This window comes from Streptomyces spiroverticillatus (assembly GCA_014650415.1).
Lineage (GTDB): Bacteria > Actinomycetota > Actinomycetes > Streptomycetales > Streptomycetaceae > Streptomyces > Streptomyces spiroverticillatus.
This window is the reverse complement of the sequence record BMUX01000017.1, coordinates 78,201-96,052: the sequence shown is the minus strand read 5'-3', so window position 1 is coordinate 96,052 and position 17,852 is coordinate 78,201. Positions and strand designations below refer to the sequence as shown.

The 17,852-nt window shown below is 71.5% G+C and carries 18 protein-coding genes; 9 read left to right on the top strand and 9 right to left on the bottom strand.

The genetic code is table 11. The features are described 5' to 3' along the window. The first annotated feature begins 292 nt into the window (after positions 1–292). Positions 293–1,792 (top strand): DNA primase family protein, encoded by a 1,500-nt coding sequence (locus tag IE269_RS33785; protein WP_189827079.1) that lies wholly within the window; start codon positions 293–295, stop codon positions 1,790–1,792. Between the two features lie 390 nt (positions 1,793–2,182). Here the strand turns inward: IE269_RS33785 and IE269_RS33780 are convergent, their stop codons facing one another. Beyond that, entirely contained in the window at positions 2,183–3,286 is a 1,104-nt protein-coding gene (locus tag IE269_RS33780; RefSeq protein WP_189827078.1) for a hypothetical protein, read from the bottom strand. Between the two features lie 492 nt (positions 3,287–3,778). On the opposite strand from IE269_RS33780, the gene IE269_RS33775 reads away from it, so the two are divergent. The 3 genes from IE269_RS33775 (at position 3,779) to IE269_RS33765 (ending at position 7,117) form a co-directional block, all read left to right on the top strand. Then, on the top strand, positions 3,779–4,174 hold the full coding sequence (locus tag IE269_RS33775) for a TOBE domain-containing protein (RefSeq protein ID WP_189827077.1): 396 nt from the start codon (positions 3,779–3,781) through the stop codon (positions 4,172–4,174). 134 nt (positions 4,175–4,308) lie between these two features. Beyond that, complete coding sequence (gene modA / locus IE269_RS33770) at positions 4,309–5,115, top strand: molybdate ABC transporter substrate-binding protein (RefSeq protein ID WP_189827076.1); 807 nt, start codon at positions 4,309–4,311, stop codon at positions 5,113–5,115. A gap of 67 nt (positions 5,116–5,182) precedes the next feature. After that, the gene (locus tag IE269_RS33765; protein ID WP_189827075.1) at positions 5,183–7,117 is read left to right on the top strand and encodes an ABC transporter permease; all 1,935 of its coding nucleotides are present in this window, start codon (positions 5,183–5,185) and stop codon (positions 7,115–7,117) included. A gap of 42 nt (positions 7,118–7,159) precedes the next feature. Here the strand turns inward: IE269_RS33765 and IE269_RS33760 are convergent, their stop codons facing one another. Beyond that, the gene (locus IE269_RS33760; RefSeq protein ID WP_189827074.1) at positions 7,160–7,633 is read right to left on the bottom strand and encodes an NUDIX hydrolase; all 474 of its coding nucleotides are present in this window, start codon (positions 7,631–7,633) and stop codon (positions 7,160–7,162) included. Positions 7,634–7,864: 231 nt separating this feature from the next. After that, positions 7,865–8,449, bottom strand: a complete 585-nt coding sequence (locus tag IE269_RS33755; RefSeq protein ID WP_189827073.1) for a TetR/AcrR family transcriptional regulator — start codon at positions 8,447–8,449, stop codon at positions 7,865–7,867. Between the two features lie 263 nt (positions 8,450–8,712). Here IE269_RS33755 and IE269_RS33750 point away from each other — a divergent pair, with 263 nt between their 5' ends. Genes IE269_RS33750 through IE269_RS33735 form a run of 4 tightly spaced genes read left to right on the top strand, consistent with a single transcriptional unit; the run spans position 8,713 to position 13,538 of the window. After that, positions 8,713–9,273, top strand: a complete 561-nt coding sequence (locus IE269_RS33750) for a (2Fe-2S)-binding protein (protein WP_229898438.1) — start codon at positions 8,713–8,715, stop codon at positions 9,271–9,273. After that, positions 9,270–10,265, top strand: coding sequence for an FAD binding domain-containing protein (locus IE269_RS33745; RefSeq protein ID WP_189827071.1), 996 nt, complete (start codon positions 9,270–9,272; stop codon positions 10,263–10,265). Before IE269_RS33750 ends, IE269_RS33745 begins: the two co-directional genes overlap by 4 nt. After that, positions 10,262–12,394 carry a xanthine dehydrogenase family protein molybdopterin-binding subunit gene (locus tag IE269_RS33740; RefSeq protein ID WP_189827070.1) on the top strand — a complete coding sequence of 711 codons (2,133 nt, stop codon included), beginning with the start codon at positions 10,262–10,264 and terminating at the stop codon, positions 12,392–12,394. Before IE269_RS33745 ends, IE269_RS33740 begins: the two co-directional genes overlap by 4 nt. A 1-nt stretch (position 12,395) precedes the next feature. Further along, positions 12,396–13,538, top strand: coding sequence for an XdhC family protein (locus tag IE269_RS33735; RefSeq protein ID WP_189827069.1), 1,143 nt, complete (start codon positions 12,396–12,398; stop codon positions 13,536–13,538). 478 nt (positions 13,539–14,016) lie between these two features. On the opposite strand, the gene IE269_RS33730 is transcribed toward IE269_RS33735, so the two are convergent. The 4 genes from IE269_RS33730 to IE269_RS33720 form a co-directional block, all read right to left on the bottom strand. Further along, a complete protein-coding gene (locus IE269_RS33730) occupies positions 14,017–14,430 on the bottom strand; it encodes a VOC family protein (protein ID WP_189827068.1) in 414 nt (137 codons plus the stop codon). Positions 14,431–14,496: 66 nt separating this feature from the next. Further along, positions 14,497–14,706 carry a hypothetical protein gene (locus tag IE269_RS33725; protein WP_189827067.1) on the bottom strand — a complete coding sequence of 70 codons (210 nt, stop codon included), beginning with the start codon at positions 14,704–14,706 and terminating at the stop codon, positions 14,497–14,499. 269 nt (positions 14,707–14,975) lie between these two features. Next, positions 14,976–15,104, bottom strand: a complete 129-nt coding sequence (locus tag IE269_RS43445; protein ID WP_268253641.1) for a hypothetical protein — start codon at positions 15,102–15,104, stop codon at positions 14,976–14,978. 2 nt (positions 15,105–15,106) lie between these two features. Continuing rightward, complete coding sequence (locus IE269_RS33720) at positions 15,107–15,352, bottom strand: hypothetical protein (protein WP_189827177.1); 246 nt, start codon at positions 15,350–15,352, stop codon at positions 15,107–15,109. On the opposite strand from IE269_RS33720, the gene IE269_RS33715 reads away from it, so the two are divergent. Then, a complete protein-coding gene (locus IE269_RS33715; protein ID WP_229898439.1) occupies positions 15,329–15,895 on the top strand; it encodes a TetR/AcrR family transcriptional regulator in 567 nt (188 codons plus the stop codon). The two genes, IE269_RS33720 and IE269_RS33715, sit on opposite strands and share 24 nt — an antisense overlap. Positions 15,896–15,916: 21 nt before the next feature. Here IE269_RS33715 and IE269_RS33710 read toward each other — a convergent pair whose 3' ends face one another. Together IE269_RS33710 and hemC are read right to left on the bottom strand one after the other, a co-directional pair. Then, complete coding sequence (locus IE269_RS33710; RefSeq protein WP_189827065.1) at positions 15,917–16,654, bottom strand: SMI1/KNR4 family protein; 738 nt, start codon at positions 16,652–16,654, stop codon at positions 15,917–15,919. Positions 16,655–16,873: 219 nt separating this feature from the next. Beyond that, positions 16,874–17,809: a hydroxymethylbilane synthase gene (hemC, locus tag IE269_RS33705; protein WP_189827064.1), complete on the bottom strand. Its 936-nt coding sequence runs from the start codon at positions 17,807–17,809 to the stop codon at positions 16,874–16,876. Between the last annotated feature and the right edge of the window lie 43 nt (positions 17,810–17,852).

Here is a 17,852-nt window from a genome sequence, read left to right as displayed (position 1 = left end):
CATCGACCGGTACGCGCGTCGAGATCTGGAACAACCAACACGGGTTGACTGCCCTGCCGCGCATTGCCTAGCGTGACGCTCTCATCAACTGATGTGGACAGTGCGGCTCCAAGGTTTGCCATGCCAGTCGGAATCGACTGCCTGACGCAGCTGGAGGGGCCGTCGCGTTCTGACTGGGGGGCAGGCCGGTGGGTGCATCTTGAAAGCTCCCGCTTCGGACCCGTCGCCACCGGCAAGTGCGCACACTAGCGCAGAGCCGACGCGCTTCGACGCCCAGGCCGCCGCGCAGCAGATGCACCGGCACCTGAGCAGTCCCGCGCCCCTCCCACCGGTGGTCCGCTTCCCGTCGGCGCCCCTCGACGCGCAGTCCGCTCCGGCGGCCGCCACCGGCGCGTTCATGCCGGACGCGCTGACCGACCGGGGCAACGCGAAGCTCTTCGCACGGCTGAACGCGCACCGGTTCCGCTATGTGCTGGGCATGGGCTGGCACATCTGGGACCAGTACCGGTGGAAGCGGGTCGGCGGTACGGAGGCCGCGGTGTGGGCCGCCGGCGACATGGCCGAGGGCATACCCGAGCACGATCCCTTCAACCGGTTCGACGCGCGTTCCATCGCGGCACACCGCCGGTACTCCGCCTCCACCTCGGGGATGAAGGCGATGCTCTACCAGGCGCAGGCGGCTCCGGACTTACGGCTGGACCCCGGCCTTCTCGACGGCGACCCCTACGCCCTGTGCACCCCGGCGGGCACCGTCGACCTGCGGTCCGGTGAGCTGCGTGCGCCTGACCCGCTCACGGACATGCACTCCCGTGCCACGTCGGTCGCTCCGCAGAAGACGCCGACCCCCCGCTGGCACCGCTTCCTCCACGACACCTTCGGCGACGACGAGCGAGGGCTGGAGACGATCCGCTTCCTGCACCTGCTGCTCGGCTACTCGATCACCGGGGACGTCGGGGCGCAGGTCCTGCCGTTCCTCTACGGGCTGGGCGCCAACGGCAAATCGGTTCTGCTGGAGGTGCTCACGAGCCTGCTCGGGGACTACGCGAACGCTGCGCCCCCCGGCTTCCTGATGGAGAAGGGGAAGTTCTCCGAGCACTCCACGGAACTCACCGAACTCCACGGCAGACGCATCGTCGTCTGCTCCGAACTCAAGCCGAACGACAAGTTCAACGAGGCCCGGGTCAAGCTCCTCACCGGCGGCGACACGATAACCGCCCGCCGGATGCGGCAGGACTTCTTCACCTTCACCCCCACCCACAAACTCTGGTTGCTGGGCAACCACCGCCCCGAGGTCGGCACCGGCGGGTACGCCTTCTGGCGGCGCATGCGGATCATCCCGTTCGAGCGGCAGGTCCCCAACGCCCGCAAGATCGACAACCTGGCCGCCGAGCTGGTCCACGACGAAGGCCCCGGCATCCTGTACTGGCTCATCGAGGGAGCCATGCAGTACCTCGCCACCCGGGACCCGCTGACGGGGCCCGCCACGGTCCGGGTGGCCACCGCCGCCTACCAGGCCACCGAGGACCACATCGGCCGCTTCCTCCAGGAGTGCTGCCGGCGGGGCAACGGCCAGGAGCTGCGCGTCGAGCAGAAGCTGCTGTACGAGACCTACGGCCGCTGGTGTTCCGAGGAGGGCATCCGTCCCTCGACGAGCAGGGCCTTCGCGAGCCGCATCCGGCAGGAGATCGGCCTGGCCTCCCCCTCCGGAATGATCAAGAACAACGTCACGAAGCTCTATCCGGGGCTGGGCCTGCTCGACGCGTACGCCCGCAACCGGGACCAGGCCCCGTAACCGTCCCGCACACATCCCGGACATCCTGGGCCGCTGCCTGCCCATCGCTGGTCCTGGTGTCCTGGTGAGGTTGACGGGACTGATGGGGTTCACGGGGTCAACGGGACTGACGGGACTCAACTTGCTCTTATGAGTCACTGAGCACTGAAGGTCTCCTCATGCGCGCGCGTAAGGACACCAGGGGCTGTGCAGCTGATAAGTGCAACCTTGAGTCCCGTCAGTCCCGTTCGGGCCGCCGCATGTGCGCTGACCTGGGCTTACGATGACGGGACTGATCCAGGCCGGGCCGCTCCGGCGGGACCGGGCCCGCTGTGACGGGGCCGCCCCACCGCAGGCGTACCGCCGTTTCGGCAATTCCGTGGGCGAGTCCCGTCAGTCCCGTCGGGTCCGTCACGTCTGTTCGGTCCCGTGGGCCGGCCGATCGGCAAGGGGCACCGCCGTCACGGCGCGACGCAGTTGCTCCATCCTGGTCGGCATCGGTTCCCACCCGTGCTCCGCGCCCATCAGCCAGTTCAGCGCGGTCATTCCGCGGGCGAAGGCCTGGGTCAGGCCTTGCGGGCGCAGGGTGATGCCCGGCGGTCCGGCTTTGGTGGGCACCAGGGTCACCCACAATCCGGTCTGGCCGCCCTGCAACGGCCCCGAGTCGATCAGTTGCCGTCGGACGTCGAGCCAGCGTCGTACGGCTGCCTGCGCCCCCTTCCCCAGGGCGTACCACTCGACTTCGGGCAGAGGATCCACCGTGCTTCGTGCCGCCACGATGCGTTGGTAGGTGGCTTCGGAGACCTGGTGGCGCTGCCCCCACAGCACCGCGCGTACGGACGCGGGGCCGACTTCGGCGAGTTCGGCGATCTTCTCCGCCCGGTTCGGCGGGCCCTTCTGCTGCCTGCGACGCAGTCCCACGGCCTGCTCGTCGGGAGCCAGATCGGTCAGCCGCAGGGCGGCCAACTCGCCGGACCGGGGGGCGGCGGCGAGCACAATCGCGACCATGGCCAACAGCCGGGTGCGGTCTTCGAACGACAGCGCGATGCCGTCCCGTTCCAGTGGTCCTGTCGCGGCCAGGTCCGCCAGCCGCCGGTAGAGCGTGCCGAGAGTTTCCGGGCGCACCGCGGGCTTGAGGTCGGTCTGGGGTATCGACGGCAGCCACACGTCCGTGCGGTCGGGCGACACCAACTGGGCGAGGATCTTCAGGCAGTCCCGGACGATCCGCAGTGTCGCGAGCGGCAGTTCGGCGGGCCGCCCCTGCTCCGGTGCGAGCTTGCGAAGGCCTCCGGCCCGAGCAAGCTCCCAGAATGCGCGGAGCGCCGGAGTGGTAAAGAGCTGTGCCGCCGTGTGGTGCGCCTGTTCAGGGAACTGGCCAATGTCCAAAGCCCGGTCCCACATCCCCACGACCATCCACAGCTGACGGGCGCGTCCGTGGGAGAGCTTCACCGGAACACCGACCGGCCCGATCACGGATTCCCGGGCTTCCCAGAGTTCGGCACTGCGTGGTGCCACGCGTATGAGGGCATCGGCCAACTGGGACACGGACCGTATCCGGTACGGATGTTGATGCATGAGCACCTCCTGGTCCGCCCCATTCTCCGTTCCCCTCCCCCTCTCCCCGTCCCCCTCTACCCACTCCGCAGTGACGTCCACGACGACGGTGCGCCCACGGGGAACGCGGAGCGTTCCCGGTGAACAACGGAGTTGTTCGTGGGCCGGCGGAGCCGGCCAGGGCTGGCCGCGCGGAGCGCGGCAGGGCTTTCCGCCGCGTAGCGGCGGCGCGTCGTGTCGGCGGAGCCGACCGCGCGCAAGAAGGAGGGATTGTCCGACACGACCGGGCCGCCTCCCGGCGGAGCCAGGTCATGTTATTTGAAGAGGAAATCCACGTCACCGGCCCCGGAGGACCTGTCGTCTCGTAGATTTCTCCATGCCACCACGCATCTGCGATGGAAGTTCGCACCAAGGCTTTGCAGATACCAGCCCAGGCCCCCTACTCTGCGGCACATGCAGTCCTACACCATCGGACAGGCCGCGCGTCTGCTCGGCGTCAGCCCCGACACGACCCGACGCTGGGCGGATGCCGGACGCGTCGCCACCCACCGCGACGAGAGCGGCCGGCGGCTGATCGACGGCCGTGACCTGGCCGCGTTCTCCGTCGAGGTCGCCCAGAACGGCACCGGCGAGGACGACACGTCCTACACCTCCGCCCGCAACGCGTTTCCCGGCATCGTCACCGCGGTCAAGCTCGGCGACGTCGCGGCGCAGGTGGAGATCCAGGCCGGACCGCACCGGCTGGTCTCCCTGCTGACCCGGGAGGCCGTCGAGGAGTTGGGGCTGGAGGTCGGCATGCAGGCCACCGCCCGCGTTAAGTCCACCAGCGTGCACATCGACCGCGTCTGATCCACCGCTGCGTCCGGATCCACCGCTTCGTACAGATCCACCGCTTCGTACAGTCCCGTCGCCGTCCCCGGCGGAGTTGCGTGACATCCGCTCGGCCGGCCCCTGCCGGCCACTCCACAAGGAGTCCCACCCTCATGTCCCTGCTCCACACGCGGCGTCGTGCCGCCGCCGCGGTCGTCACCGCCGCCCTCCTGGTCCCGCTGGCAGCCTGCGGCGGCAACGACAAGAAGGACACCGCCGGCAACGCGTCGCCGTCCGCCGACGGCGGTGCGAAGGCCGCCGAACTGACGGTGCTGGCCGCGGCTTCGCTGACCGATGTCTTCAAGACCGCCGGTGCCGCGTACGAGAAGGCGCACCCGGGCACGAAGGTGAAGTTCTCCTTCGCGGGCTCGCAGGAGCTGGCCGCACAGGTCAAGGCCGGTTCGCCCGCCGACGCCCTGGTGACCGCCGACACCAAGACCATGGACGGGCTGAAGACGGACGCCGGAACGCCGACCGTCATCGCCAAGAACCGCCTGGTCATCGCGACCGGCAAGGGCAACCCCGAGAAGGTCGGCAGCCTGAAGGACCTCGCGAACACCAAGCTCAAGGTCGTGCTCGCCGCCCCCGAGGTCCCCGTCGGCCGGTACAGCAAGAAGATCCTCGACGCCCAGAAGATCACCGTGAAGCCGGTCTCCCAGGAGCCCAACGTGCGCGCGGTCCTCTCCAAGGTCGAGCTGGGCGAGGCCGACGCCGGTCTCGTCTACAAGACCGACGCCACGTCGGCCGCGGGCAAGGTCGAGGCCGTCGACATCCCGGACGCGCAGAACGCGGTCGCCGAGTACCCGGCGGCTACGCTCAAGTCCTCGAAGAACCTGGACGCCGCCGTCGAGTTCGTGAAGTGGCTGTCCGCCCCGGAAGCGCAGAAGATCCTCCAGGACGCCGGCTTCCAGAAGCCGTAACTTCCCTCTGTGCGGGCGGCCCCGATCGGGGGGCCGCCCGCACAGCTCTCCCAGCTCCAGGAATCCGATGAAACGTCTCAGCCGCCGCACCGCAGGCACCCGCCCGCCGATCGCCCTGGCCCTTCCCGCGCTCGTGGCGGTCGCGTTCCTGCTGCTGCCGCTGGTCGGGATCCTCTCCCGTACCTCCTGGGGCGAACTCGGCGCGCACCTGACCAGCCCCGGCACCACGGAGGCCCTCCAGCTCTCCCTGATCGTCTCGGGGTGGGCCCTGCTGCTGTCGCTGGCCCTGGGCGTGCCGCTGGCGTGGCTGCTGGCCCGGGTGGACTTCCCCGGCAAGGCGTTCGTCCGCTCCCTCGTGCTCCTGCCGATGGTGCTGCCGCCCACCGTGGGCGGCGTGGCCCTGCTGCTGGCCTTCGGCCGGCGCGGGGTCCTGGGCCCGTGGCTGGAGGACTCCTTCGGGATCACGCTGCCGTTCAGCACGGCGGGCGCCGTCGTCGCGGCGACGTTCGTGGCGATGCCGTTCCTGGTCATCAGCCTCGAAGGCGCCCTCGGCGGGCTGCGTCCCCGGTACGAGGAGACGGCCGCGTCGCTGGGTGCCTCGCCACTGCGGGTCTTCCTGACCGTGACGCTGCCCATGGTCGCTCCGGGTCTTGCGGCGGGCGCGGCCCTCACCTGGGCCCGCGCCCTGGGCGAGTTCGGCGCGACCATCACCTTCGCCGGCAACCTCCCCGGCTCCACCCAGACCCTGCCCCTCCAGGTGTACCTGCTGCTCCAGGAGAGCCCGGAGGCGGCCACTTCGGTGTCGTTGCTCCTGCTGGTCATCGCCATGACCGTCCTGATCGCCCTGCGCGGACGCTGGACCGGCACCCCCGACAGGACGGCGAAAGCACCACGCCGCCCAGCCGCTTCCGACGAGGCGGAGCCGGCGCCCGAGCGACTCCCCGTCCCCGTGGACGCCGTACGCCACCTCTGGCCGCTGCGCGCCGAGGTCACCGGCTTCAACCGGCTCACCCTCGCCGCGGAACCCGGCACGACCATCGCCGTCGTCGGCCCCAACGGGGCGGGCAAGACCACCCTCCTGCGCGCCCTGCTCGGCCTCACCCCGCGCGCCCACGCGCAGTTGCACCTCGGCGACACCGATGTCACCGCGCTTGCCCCGCACCGGCGCGGCGTCGCCTGGGTGCCCCAGGACGGCGCCCTCTTCCCGCACCTCAGTGCCCTGAACAACACCGCGTACGGGCTCCGCACCCACCAGGTGCCCCGGAGCGAGGCCCGCCGCCTCGCGCAGGAGTGGCTGGACCGTCTCGGCGTCGGCCACCTCGCCCACCGCAAGCCCTCCCAGCTCTCCGGCGGCCAGGCCCAACGCGTCGCCCTCGCCCGGGCGCTGGCCGCCCGCCCGCGCCTGCTCCTCCTCGACGAGCCCCTCGCCGCCCTCGACCAGACCACCCGCGCCCACGTCCGCCACACCCTGCGCACCCACCTCGCCGGTTTCGGCGGTGTCTGCCTGATCGTCACCCACGACCCGGTCGAGGCGGTCTCCCTGGCCGACCGCGTCCTCGTACTCGAAGACGGTCGTACGTTGCAGGACGCGGCGCCCTCCGACGTCACCCGGCATCCCCGCTCCCCCTGGGTGGCCCGCATGCTCGGCCGCAACGCCTGGCCCGGCACCGTCACCGCCGACGGCCTCGCCCTCGACGACGGCGGCACCCTCATCACCGCCGACCCGCTCCCGGAAGGCACCCCCGCGCTCGCGGTGATCGCTCCCGAGGCGGTCTCCGTGCACCGCGACAAGCCCGGCGGCAGCCCCCGCAACGTCTGGGAGGGCACCGTGCGGGAGATCACCACGAGCGGCAGCAGGCTGCGCGTGCTGATCGCCTCCGCGCACGCGCCGGACGTGGTCGCGGAGATCACCCCGCAGGCCGCCGCCGAACTCGGCCTCGCGGACGGCACGGCGGTGTGGACCAGCATCAAGGCGACCGAGACGACCGTCGTCCCGCTCTAGCACGTACGCATTCGTCGCGGCCTGCACCGCGAGCCCGGCCCCTCAGTGCCGAATCAGACCGCCCAAAGGCACCGGAGCGACGTGTCCGGTCGCCGGAAGGGTCTGTGCCAGCGCCAGCCCCACATCGACGAGCGACGAGCGACCGAGCCCGGCGATCTCGGCCACCGGGGTCCAGACGGCTCCGGCCGTGTCGCCGTTCGGTTCGGGGCGGAGTCGGCCGCCTTGGATGCGTACCCGGTAGAAGATGCCGACGTTCTGCAGGTCGGACCGGCCGGGGCTCCAGCGTGCCGCCGCCGGTACGACCCTGGAGTCCACCCCGAGCAGGCGCTCCACCACCGCGTCGAGCCCGGTCTCCTCGGCGACCTCCCGGACCACCGCGTCGAACGGGTCCTCCGCGTGCTCGACCCTGCCGCCCGGAAGCGTCCAGGTCCTCCTGCCGTCGGGCTCGACCGCCTGAACGAGCAGCACCCGTCCGTCCTCGATGCATACGGCGTACGCCGCAAGCCGCATGTCCATCCCCGGAGGCTAGCCCCGCATCGGACAAGGCACACTGTCGGGGTCGTGACCCCTGCCCACGGAACCGGCCAGGAGCGTGAAGTGCAGCCCGAATCAACGGAGTTCGACCACCTTCTCCACTGTGTCCCCGACGTCGATTCGGCCACCGAGGCATACACGGCGGAGGGCACCCCGCCCACAACATCCGTGGCGGGCTTGGAACTTCGCCCCTGGGCGGATGCCCGCTGAGCCTCAGCCGCGCCGCCCCGGAGCGCCCACGCGCAGTCCGTCCATGACGAAGTCCAGGAGCCGGGTGGCGCGCGGCTGCCAGTCCTCGTGCGGGTCGAGCAGCCAGAGACCCGCGATGGTGAGGAGGAAGTCGTCGCCGGTCACGCCCGGACGGATGGTTCCGGCCTCCTCGTTGGCGCGGAGCAGGAGGTCGGCCGCGGCGGTCACCGGAGTGTGGCCCGGTTTCTTCGGGCCGCCCGGTGCGCCGGTCGCTTGGCGGAGCGCGTCCGCCAGACCGGCCTTGGCCATGGAGAACTCGGCGAGGCGGTCCATCCACTCCCGCAGCGCCCGGTCCGGCTCGCGGCTCGCGAGCAGGTGGGCCGCCGAGTCGGCGACCTGCTGCATCTCGTGGCGGTAGATCTCCAGAACGAGCGATTCGCGGTTGGGGAAGTTGCGGTAGAAGGTGCCCTGGCCGACGCCCGCCTTCCTGGCGATCGCGCTCAGCGCGGCGTCCGCGCAGTGCGTCAACTCGACCAGTGCCACCGCCAGTATGCGTTCGCGGTTGCGCTGCGCGTCCGAGCGCACAGGCGAGTCCTGCTTCCGTGACACGGGCTGGTCCTTCCCCTGCGGCACCGGCTCCTCGCTTTCGGGTTCGCGGCTGAACTCCGCCTTGCTGGGCGGACAGTTGTCCGTTACGTTGCCCCGTAGTGGACAACTGTCCGGTTGAGTTCACCATAGCGGCGAAAGCCCTCCGCAGCCCCATGCTCGCGGACCCGCCTCCGATGCGTAAGCCCCCTCGTTCACCTGCTGACTCGTCTGCCTGCCGGACCGCCTTCTCGGCGCTCTCCGGCACACGCGAAAGAGGACTGACCGTGGCCCTGCCGACCACCGGCTCCACCACTCTGATCATCAACGGCGAGAAGTACCCGCTCTCCGTCGACCACCGCACCACCCTGCTCGACGCACTGCGCGAGCGCTTGGATCTCACGGGTACGAAGAAGGGGTGCGACCAGGGCCAGTGCGGCGCCTGCACGGTGCTGATCGACGGGCGCCGCTCCCTGTCCTGCCTGCAACTCGCGGTCGCCGCCGACGGGCGGGAGATCACCACGATCGAAGGCGTGGCGGACGGGGACCAGCTCCACCCCGTGCAGCAAGCCTTCCTCGACCTCGACGGCTACCAGTGCGGTTACTGCACGCCGGGGCAGATCTGTTCGGCGCTCGGGGTGATCGAGGAGCACGCCGCGGGCTGGCCGAGCGCCGTCACCGCGGATGTACGCCCCGAGGCGGGCCCGTCCGCGCTCACCGACGAGGAGATCCGCGAGCGGATGAGCGGCAACCTGTGCCGTTGCGGCGCGTACGTGTCCATCGTCCGCGCCGTGGCCCGGGCTGCCGCGTCCGCCCGTACGCCCGAGTCCACGGAGGTGCAGGCATGAGGGAGTTCGCCTATCAGCGCGCACACGACGTGCCCGGTGCGGTCGCCCTGCTCGGCACCGTGCCCGACGCCCGCTTCCTCGGGGGCGGCACCAACCTCGTCGACCTGATGAAGACCGGCGTGGAACGCCCCGCACTGCTCGTCGACGTACGTCAACTCCCTCTTGGTGAGATCGAGTTGACCGAGGACGGCGGGCTGCGGATCGGTGCGACCGTCACCAACAGCGATGTGGCCGCCCACCCCGAAGTGCGCCGCCGTTACCCGGCGTTGGCGCAGGCCGTCCTGGCGGGCGCCTCAGGGCAGTTGCGCAACATGGCCACGGTCGGCGGGAACCTGCTCCAGCGCACCCGCTGCGGCTACTTCGCCGACCCCACCCACACCTCGTGCAACAAGCGTGTCCCCGGCAGCGGCTGCGCAGCCGTCCGGGGCGAGCACCACAACCACGCGATCCTCGGTGCCTCCGCGCACTGTGTGGCCACCCATCCCTCGGACATGGGTGTCGCCCTCGCCGCCTTCGACGCCGTCGTGTCCTTCGAATCGGCGGACGGGCAGGGCGAGTTGGCGCTGTCGGACTTCTATCTCCCGGTGGGCGAGACCCCGCATCTGGAGACCGCGCTGCCGCCCGGCGCGCTGATCACCGCCGTCACGCTCCCGCCGGCGCCGGTGGCCGCCGCCTCGCGCTACCGCAAGGTGCGGGAGCGTGCCTCCTATGCCTTCGCCATCGGTTCTCTCGCCGCCGCTCTCGACGTACGCGACGGCGTCGTGCACGAGGTGCGTCTCGCCTTCGGGGCGGTCGCGTCCCGGCCGTGGCGGGCGCGGGAGGCAGAGCGGGTGCTGACCGGCGGCCCGGCGACTGCCGAGGCGTTCGCCGCCGCAGCGGACGCCGAGCTGGCCGCCGCCGAACCGCTGCCGGACAACGGCTACAAGGTGCCCCTGCTGCACAACCTCGTCGTGACCGTCCTGACCGAACTCGCCGAGGAGGCCGCCCGATGACCGCAGTGACACCCCTGCGAGGCGCCGTCGGCACCGCGCACACCCGCATCGAGGGCCGGGACAAGGTCACCGGCGCCGCCCGGTACGCGGGAGAGCTGCCGTTCGCCGAACTCGCCCATGGCTGGCTGGTGTTGTCGACCGTCGCCCGTGGCCACATCCGCTCGGTCGAGGACGGCGCGGTGCTGGAGCTGCCCGGAGTTCTCGCCGTCCTGCACCACGGCAACGCGCCACGGGTGGAGACCGACTACTCCGGGCTGATGGGGATGAGGCCCGACCCGTCCGTCGCGCTCTTCCAGCACGACCGGGTGCCGTGCGCGGGCTGGCCCGTGGCGCTGGTCGTCGCCGAGACCTCCGAGCAGGCCAGGGAGGCCGCCGAGGCGCTCGAAGTGCGGTACGACGAGGAGCCGCACGACGTCGGCCTCCGCACCGGCCACCCCGGCACGTACACACCGGCGGACGCCCCGCACGCACCGGCGGTGACTGCGAAGGGTGATCTGGAGGCTGAACTCGCGCGTTCCACCGTGGTGTTGGAGGCCGAGTACAGCACGCCCGAGGAGCATCACAACTCGATGGAGCCGCACGCGGCGACGGCCCGCTGGGAGGGTGGCCGGCTGGAGGTCGTCGACTCCAATCAGGGCGCGGTGTGGGTACGGAACGAGCTCGCGAACCTGTTCTCACTGGACCCGGGCTCGGTGCGGGTGCTGTCCGAGCACGTCGGCGGCGGCTTCGGCTCCAAGGGCGTCCGGGCCCACCAGGTCGCCGCGGTCATGGCCGCGACCCTCCTCCAGCGGCCGGTCCGGGTCGTGCTGACCCGCCGTCAGATGTTCTCGCTGGTCGGCTACCGCAGCCCCACGGCACAGCGCGTCCGGCTCGGGGCGGACGCCGACGGGCGGCTGCGCGTGCTGGAGCACCAGGCGCTGAGCCAGTCCTCGACGGTGTACGAGTTCCTGGAGCCGAGCGCCGCGCCGGGGCGGGTGCTGTACGACGCCGTCGCCCACCGCACGGCCCACGAGCTCGTACGGCTCGACGTGCCGACCCCGACCTTCATGCGCGCGCCGGGTGAGGCGCCGGGTTCGTTCGCGCTGGAGTCGGCGATCGACGAGCTCGCCGAGAAGTGCGGGATCGACCCGATCGAGCTGCGGGCCCGCAACCTGCCCGAAGCGGGTCCGGTCTCCGGGCTGCCGTACGCCGGGCGCGGGCTGCTCACCTGCTTCCGGGAAGGCGCCCGCCGGTTCGGCTGGGCGGACCGCGACCCTCGGCCCGGCCTGCGCCGCGAGGGCCACTGGCTGCTCGGCACCGGCACGGCTGCCGCCACCTTCCCGGCGGGTGCCGTCCCGTCCACTGCGGCGATCACCGCGCAGGCGGACGGCACGTACACCGTCCGGATCACCGCCGCGGACATCGGTACCGGCGCGCGGACCGCACTGACCCTGATCGCCGCGGACGCACTCCACGTCGGCACCGACCGCGTCCACGTCCTCATCGGCGACAGCGACTTCGGCCCCGCGATGATGGCCGGGGGCTCCATGGGCACCAGTTCCTGGGGCCGGGCGATCATCGCCGCGGCGGACGCGCTGCGCGAGCGGCTCGCGCTCACCGACGGCGTCCTTCCCGAGGGCATCCCTCCCGAGGGCATCACCGAGCGCTCGGACACCACGGCTGCCCTCGCCGCCCGCCCGCCGAAGGAACGGCACTCCTACGGCGCCCAGTTCGCCGAGGTCGCCGTCGACGTGAGCACCGGCGAGGTGCGCGTGCGCCGCATGCTCGGGATCTTCGCCGCAGGGCGCATCATCAATCCGCTGACCGCGCGCGCCCAGTTCACCGGCGGGATGGTCTGGGGCATCTCGATGGCGCTGCACGAGGAGGCGGTCCGGGACCGGGCGTCCGGCGGCCTGGTCGGCAACGACCTGGCCGGCTATCACATCGCCGCGCACGCCGACGTCCCCGCCCTCGAGGCGGACTGGGTGGACGATCCGGACCCGGACGACCCGGCCGGGATCAAGGGCATCGGCGAGATCGGCATCGTGGGGGCCGCCGCCGCGATCGCCAACGCGGTCCACCACGCGACCGGCGTTCGCCACCGCCGGCTGCCGATCCGCCCCGACCGCGTCCTGCAGGGGGAGGCCTGACGTGCTGGATCTGGCACGGGAGTTGAGCCGCTGGATCGAGGAGGGCCGGGACTTCGCCGTCGCCACCGTCGTGGCCGTGAGCGGGAGCGCGCCGCGCGGCCCCGGCGCCTGTCTCGCCGTCGACCGCGCGGGCACGGTCATCGGCTCGGTCTCCGGAGGCTGCGTCGAAGGCGCCGTCTACGACCTGTGCGCGCGGGCGATCGAGGACGGCAGGACCGTGCTGGAGCGGTTCGGGTACAGCGACGAGGACGCCTTCGCCGTCGGACTGACCTGCGGCGGGGTCATCGACATCCTCGTGACACCGGTGCTCGCGGACGCACCGGGCAGGCTGGTGTTCACCGCCGCCCTGTCGGCCGCCGCCGAGGGCGGTTCGGCGGCGGTCGTCCGGGTCGCCGCCGGGCCGCCGCAGCTCCTCGGCCGCGCACTTCTCGTACGCCAGGACGGATCGTACGAAGGAAGCCTCGGCGGCGCGGCGGGCCTGGACCGGACGGCGGCGGCCGAGGGCCGGGCGCTGCTGGACGCGGGCCGCACCGGCACGCTGGAGCTCGCGGCGGACGGCACGCACTGCCCCGGCGGGCTGACGCTGCTCGTCGAGTCGAGCGTGCCGCCGCCGCGCATGATCGTCTTCGGCGCGATCGACTTCGCGGCGGCGCTCGTGCGCGCGGGCAAGTTCCTCGGCCACCACGTCACGGTGTGCGACGCCCGCCCCGTCTTCGCCACCCGGGCGCGCTTCCCCGAGGCGGACGAGGTCGTGGTCGACTGGCCGCACCGCTATCTGCGGCGCACGCGGACCGACGCGCGGACGGTCGTGTGCGTGCTCACCCACGACGCCAAGTTCGACGTGCCGCTGCTGGCGGTGGCGCTGCGTCTGCCGGTCGCGTTCGTGGGGGCGATGGGCTCGCGCCGCACCCACGAGGACCGAGACCGTCGGCTGCGCGAAATCGGCTTGGGTGAGCGGGAGTTGGCGCGCCTGCACTCGCCCATCGGCCTCGATCTCGGCGCCCGTACGCCCGAGGAGACGGCCCTGTCCATCGCGGCGGAGATCGTGGCGGCCCGGCACGGGGGCACCGGCGTTCCCCTGACGGGCTCGCGCACACCGATACACCGGACGGAGGCGGCCCCGGAGGACGCCGTGGCCGCCTGACGGTTGACGCGCACGGGCGTCCGGCCGGGGCGGTCAGGACTCCGTACGCGGCAGCTCCGGGACGAAGCCGGTCGTGCCCGTTTCGCTTCGCTGTGCAGGGTCGGGGGGCGTGCGCGGTGACCAGGGAGCGGGCCACCGCGAGGCCGATGCGCGGCCCCCGGCGCCCTGGTCACCGTCACGGACACGTCCGTACCCAGGGGACGCGTGGATCGCGATCTGCCGCCCGAGGACTTCGCCGCCGGCCTGCCCGGAGCACCCGGCCCGCTGCACGGCTGCGAGATCCGGCGGCCGGGAACCCCGGCCCTGCGGGAGAGCTTCCCCGGCTGCGGGTCGACGTCGAGGCCGGGTTCGGCGTCGTCGAGATCTGCCGCATCGCGGCCGACCGCATGACCGAGGAATGGGCCGCGCCGGGCCTGATCGCCCCGATGCGGCAGCCGGCCCCGGCTGAGCCCGCGAACCGGGTCGGCCCGGACTCGGGTCAGCTCTGCGTCTGGACGATGTTCACCATCCACGGGACGCCGAACCGGTCCGTACACATGCCGAAGACGTCACCCCACATCTGCTTGGCCAGGGGCACGGCCACGGTGCCGTCGGCCGACAACTTCTCCCAGTAGCCGCGCAGCGCCTCGTCGTCGTCACCGCTGAGGCTCACCGAGAAGCCGCCGGCGCGGGTGTACGTCATGCCGGGAGGGGTGTCCGCACCCATCAGGGTGTAACCGCCGGGCGTCTCCAGCATCGCGTGCATGATCTGGTCCGCCTGCGGTGTGCCGGACATGCCGCTTTCACCGAACGTGTGCAGTGCGAGGGTGCCGCCGAAGACCTCCTGGTAGAACTCGAACGCCCGCCGGGCGTCCCCGTCGAAGCTGAGGTAGGGGTTGAGACGCGAGGCCATGGCAACTTCCTTTCAGGCAGAGGATCGGAATGGGCATTTTCTCACGTTATGTACGTTTAGCAGCTTTCATCCGCAGGCCGAGCCTGTCGGTACGGCGAGGTCGGCCGGGCTGGAGTGTGAGGGGCGGAGGAGGCGGGCGATCAGCAGTGCCGCTGCGAGGGTCAGTCCCGCGCTGAGCACGGCGGCGATCCTCAGCTCGTGGGCGAAGGCGTCGTCGCGCAAGGCCTCGGCGGTGTAGGCGGGCAGCGCCCGGGCGGTGTCGACCGCGCCGTCCAAAGCGCCTTCGGTGGCGGCCAGTTGGTCGGGGCGAGGTTTGCCGGGGCTCGGGATTCCATCCGGGTGCGGCAGACGGCGGTGCCGATGCTGCCGAGGATCGCGCTCACCGCGACCTGGTAGGACGGCGGCGAACCGGCCGTCCTGGAGCCGGACTGCTGCACCACGTGGGCCTGGAGGCCCCTGGACACCATCACCCGCGGACTGCCGTACAGCACCGTGGGCCGGACCAGCTCCCGCCACGTCCGAAGCCGTGTGGCGGTACTGCTCAGTCAGCGTGCGCGTGTCGGGGCGAAGGGGATTCCTGAAGCTCTGCCGCGGACGGCGACCATCAGGGACTCGCCGAGAAAGCTCACGCCGATGGAGAGCTGGAGGGGGCGTGCGTTCTCGTGCAGGCCCATCTTTACAGCTTTACCGCGAGGACGCCGAAGCCCGCGGTGACTGCCAGGGTGCCGATCACCACAAGAAAGGTGCGGCCGGTGTAGCGCTGCCACAGGGCGCCTCTCTTGACGGCGAGTTGGACCGTGGCACCGCGGAGCGCCCCGAGGGCTGCGCCGAGGGTGACGCCCGCGACATGCCTCAGATCGTCGATCCCGTGGCCCGCCGCAGGGCGGTGGCGCAGGCCGTGCTGTCCGTCGTCGCCGAGCACGGACTGGAGCATGCGTCGCTGCGCAACGTGGCCGACGAGGCCGGTCTCGCCGTGGGCTCGGTCCGGCACTGCTTCGCCGACCACGACGAGTTGATGATCTTTGCGATGCGGGAGTTGAGCCGGCGCATCGGCGAGCGCATCCGTGCCCACGCCGACCGGCTCCTGGATCCCGACAGCCGCATCGACCGCCGGGCCGCGACGGAAGGACTCCTGGCCGAGTTCCTCCCCTTGAGCGAGGACCGCCGCCAGGAGTCGGCACTCTGGCTCGCCTTCACGGGTGCCGCGCACACCCGCCCCGAACTGCGGCCCTGCGCAGCCGAGATGCAGACGGAGCAGCACGCCCTGCTGTCGCGCGTGCTGCACGAGGCCCGGCGCACCGGCGGGCTTCCGGCCGACGTGGACGTCGTACTGGAAAGCACGCAGCCGGCAGCCCTGCTCAACGGTCTCACTCTCCAGGCGACGCTGCTGCCGGACCGCTTTCCGCCGAAGCTGCTCCGGCAAGTGCTGGGGCGGCACTTGGATGCCCTGCAAGGCGGCGGCTGATCCGCGGGCGCTTGGGGACAGTCAGCGAGGGTCGTTGAGCCAGTCGCCCGGGATCAGGTCGCGAACGCGGTCGAGGGCTTCCGGGGTTCGGCCGCGGGCCAGGAGGACCGTACCGTCGTCATCGCGTACGAGGACGTCGTGGCCCAGGAACCATCGGGTCTCCTCGCCCACGGGGTACGACGGGAACGGCAGCCGGACGAAATTCGTCGCCGGGAGAAGTGCGAGGTCGTCGTCGTCCGGGGCGTCGAGGAAGTCGCAGAGTTCCTCGTCCTCGTGCTCGGCGTGGAGGGACTCGGACAGGACGATTTCGACGAAGCAGAGGGAAAGACGCTCCAGCCACGGCTCCCACCGCTCGGCGCTCTTGTCGGCGAGGTCGGGTCGGATGAACACCGCGGGGTCGTCCTCCAGGAGGCTGTCGAGGAGGATGCCCCAGGACGCGGCTCCCTGGTTCTCGTGGCGGAAGACCAGGGCCTGCTCGGCGTCGTCGACGTACAGTTCCGCAGGGCTCAGCAGGACATCGTGGTTGCTGGTGAGGTCCTGGCGGCGCCCGAAAAGCAGGTACGCCTCGCGCAGCACCGCCGGCAACCGGACCCCCAGCCTCTCCTCGGCGGCGTCGAGATCGGCCTGCGCCCATCCGTCCCCGCTTCCCGGAGCGGCTCCGAGCCAGTGGGCGTCGAAGTCCCGGATGAAGGCCCATGCGCCGCTGCTGCTCTCCACGCCCTTGGTGAGCGACGGGAGAAGATCGAACTCTTGTTTCATGCAGGGACGGTATCCGACCGGCCGGCCAGTGCGAGGAGTGCGGCAGGCTCCGTCACTCGGTGATCTGGGTGATCCGCCCGGAAGGGCTGTACTCGGCCGGTGGGAGCTCCTGGTCCAGGGGATGTACGAGGGCGAGACGGTCCGCCGTTGAAAGGCATCCGGGCATCGTTCCGGGCCGGCTCGTGGGATGCCGTGGCGGCGAATTTCTGCTTTCGCGGGTCAGTACGTCCTGATCGCCTTGAGGATGTCGGCCGCGCCCTGGGCCAGGAGGTCGGCAGCCAGGTGGGCGCCGAGTTTTGACGGGGAGTCGGCGGGGGCGGAGCCGGTGGCGGTGACCTGGGTGCGGCCGTCGAGGGAGGTGACGGCGGCGGACAGGTGCAGGAGGCCGTCGTCGCCGATTCTTCCCCAGGCCCCGACGGGGACGGAGCAGCCTCCGTGGAGTTCCGCGAGCAGGGCGCGCTCGGCGCGGACGCACGCGTCGACCTGCCGGTCCCCGGTATGGGCGAGGAGGCGGGCGGCGGCGGAGTCCGTGCGGACCTGGATGCCGAGTGCGCCCTGTCCCGGGGAGGGCGGGAACACGGTGGGGTCGAGGGCCTGGTGGACGTCGGGGGTGAGGCCGAGGCGGTTGAGGCCGGCCGCGGCCAGGAGCACGGCGTCCAGCCCGTCCCGGCCGCCGGTCCTGGCGAGTCGTCCGGGCACGTTTCCCCGGATGGGTATGACGTTCAAGTCCGGCCGGAAGTGGAGGAGTTGGGCGATGCGGCGTGGGGAGCCGGTGCCGACTCGGGCTCCGTGCGGGAGGTCGTCGAGGGTGGAGCCGCAGAGGACGTCGTGGACGTCCTGGCGGGGTCCCGGGGTGACCAGCAGCATCGTGCCGTCGGTCACCGCGGTGGGGAGGTCCTTCAGTGAGTGGACGACGACGTCGACGCGTCCGGCGACGAGGGCGGCTTCCTGGTTGGTGGAGAACGCCGATCCGCCGGAGGTCTTGGCGACCTCGGCGAGGGTCGGGGTGATCCGGTCCTGGTCGCCACCTTCGAGGATCGTCTCCCGTTTGAACCGTACCTCCGGGTACTGGGCCGCGAGCGGGGCGAGCCACTCCGCGACCTGCGTGCGTGCGAGCTTGCTCGCCCGGGATCCGATCCGCACCACTGCGTTCATTGGGGTCAACTCTTCGTCGTCATGGGGTGGTTGACACCACACC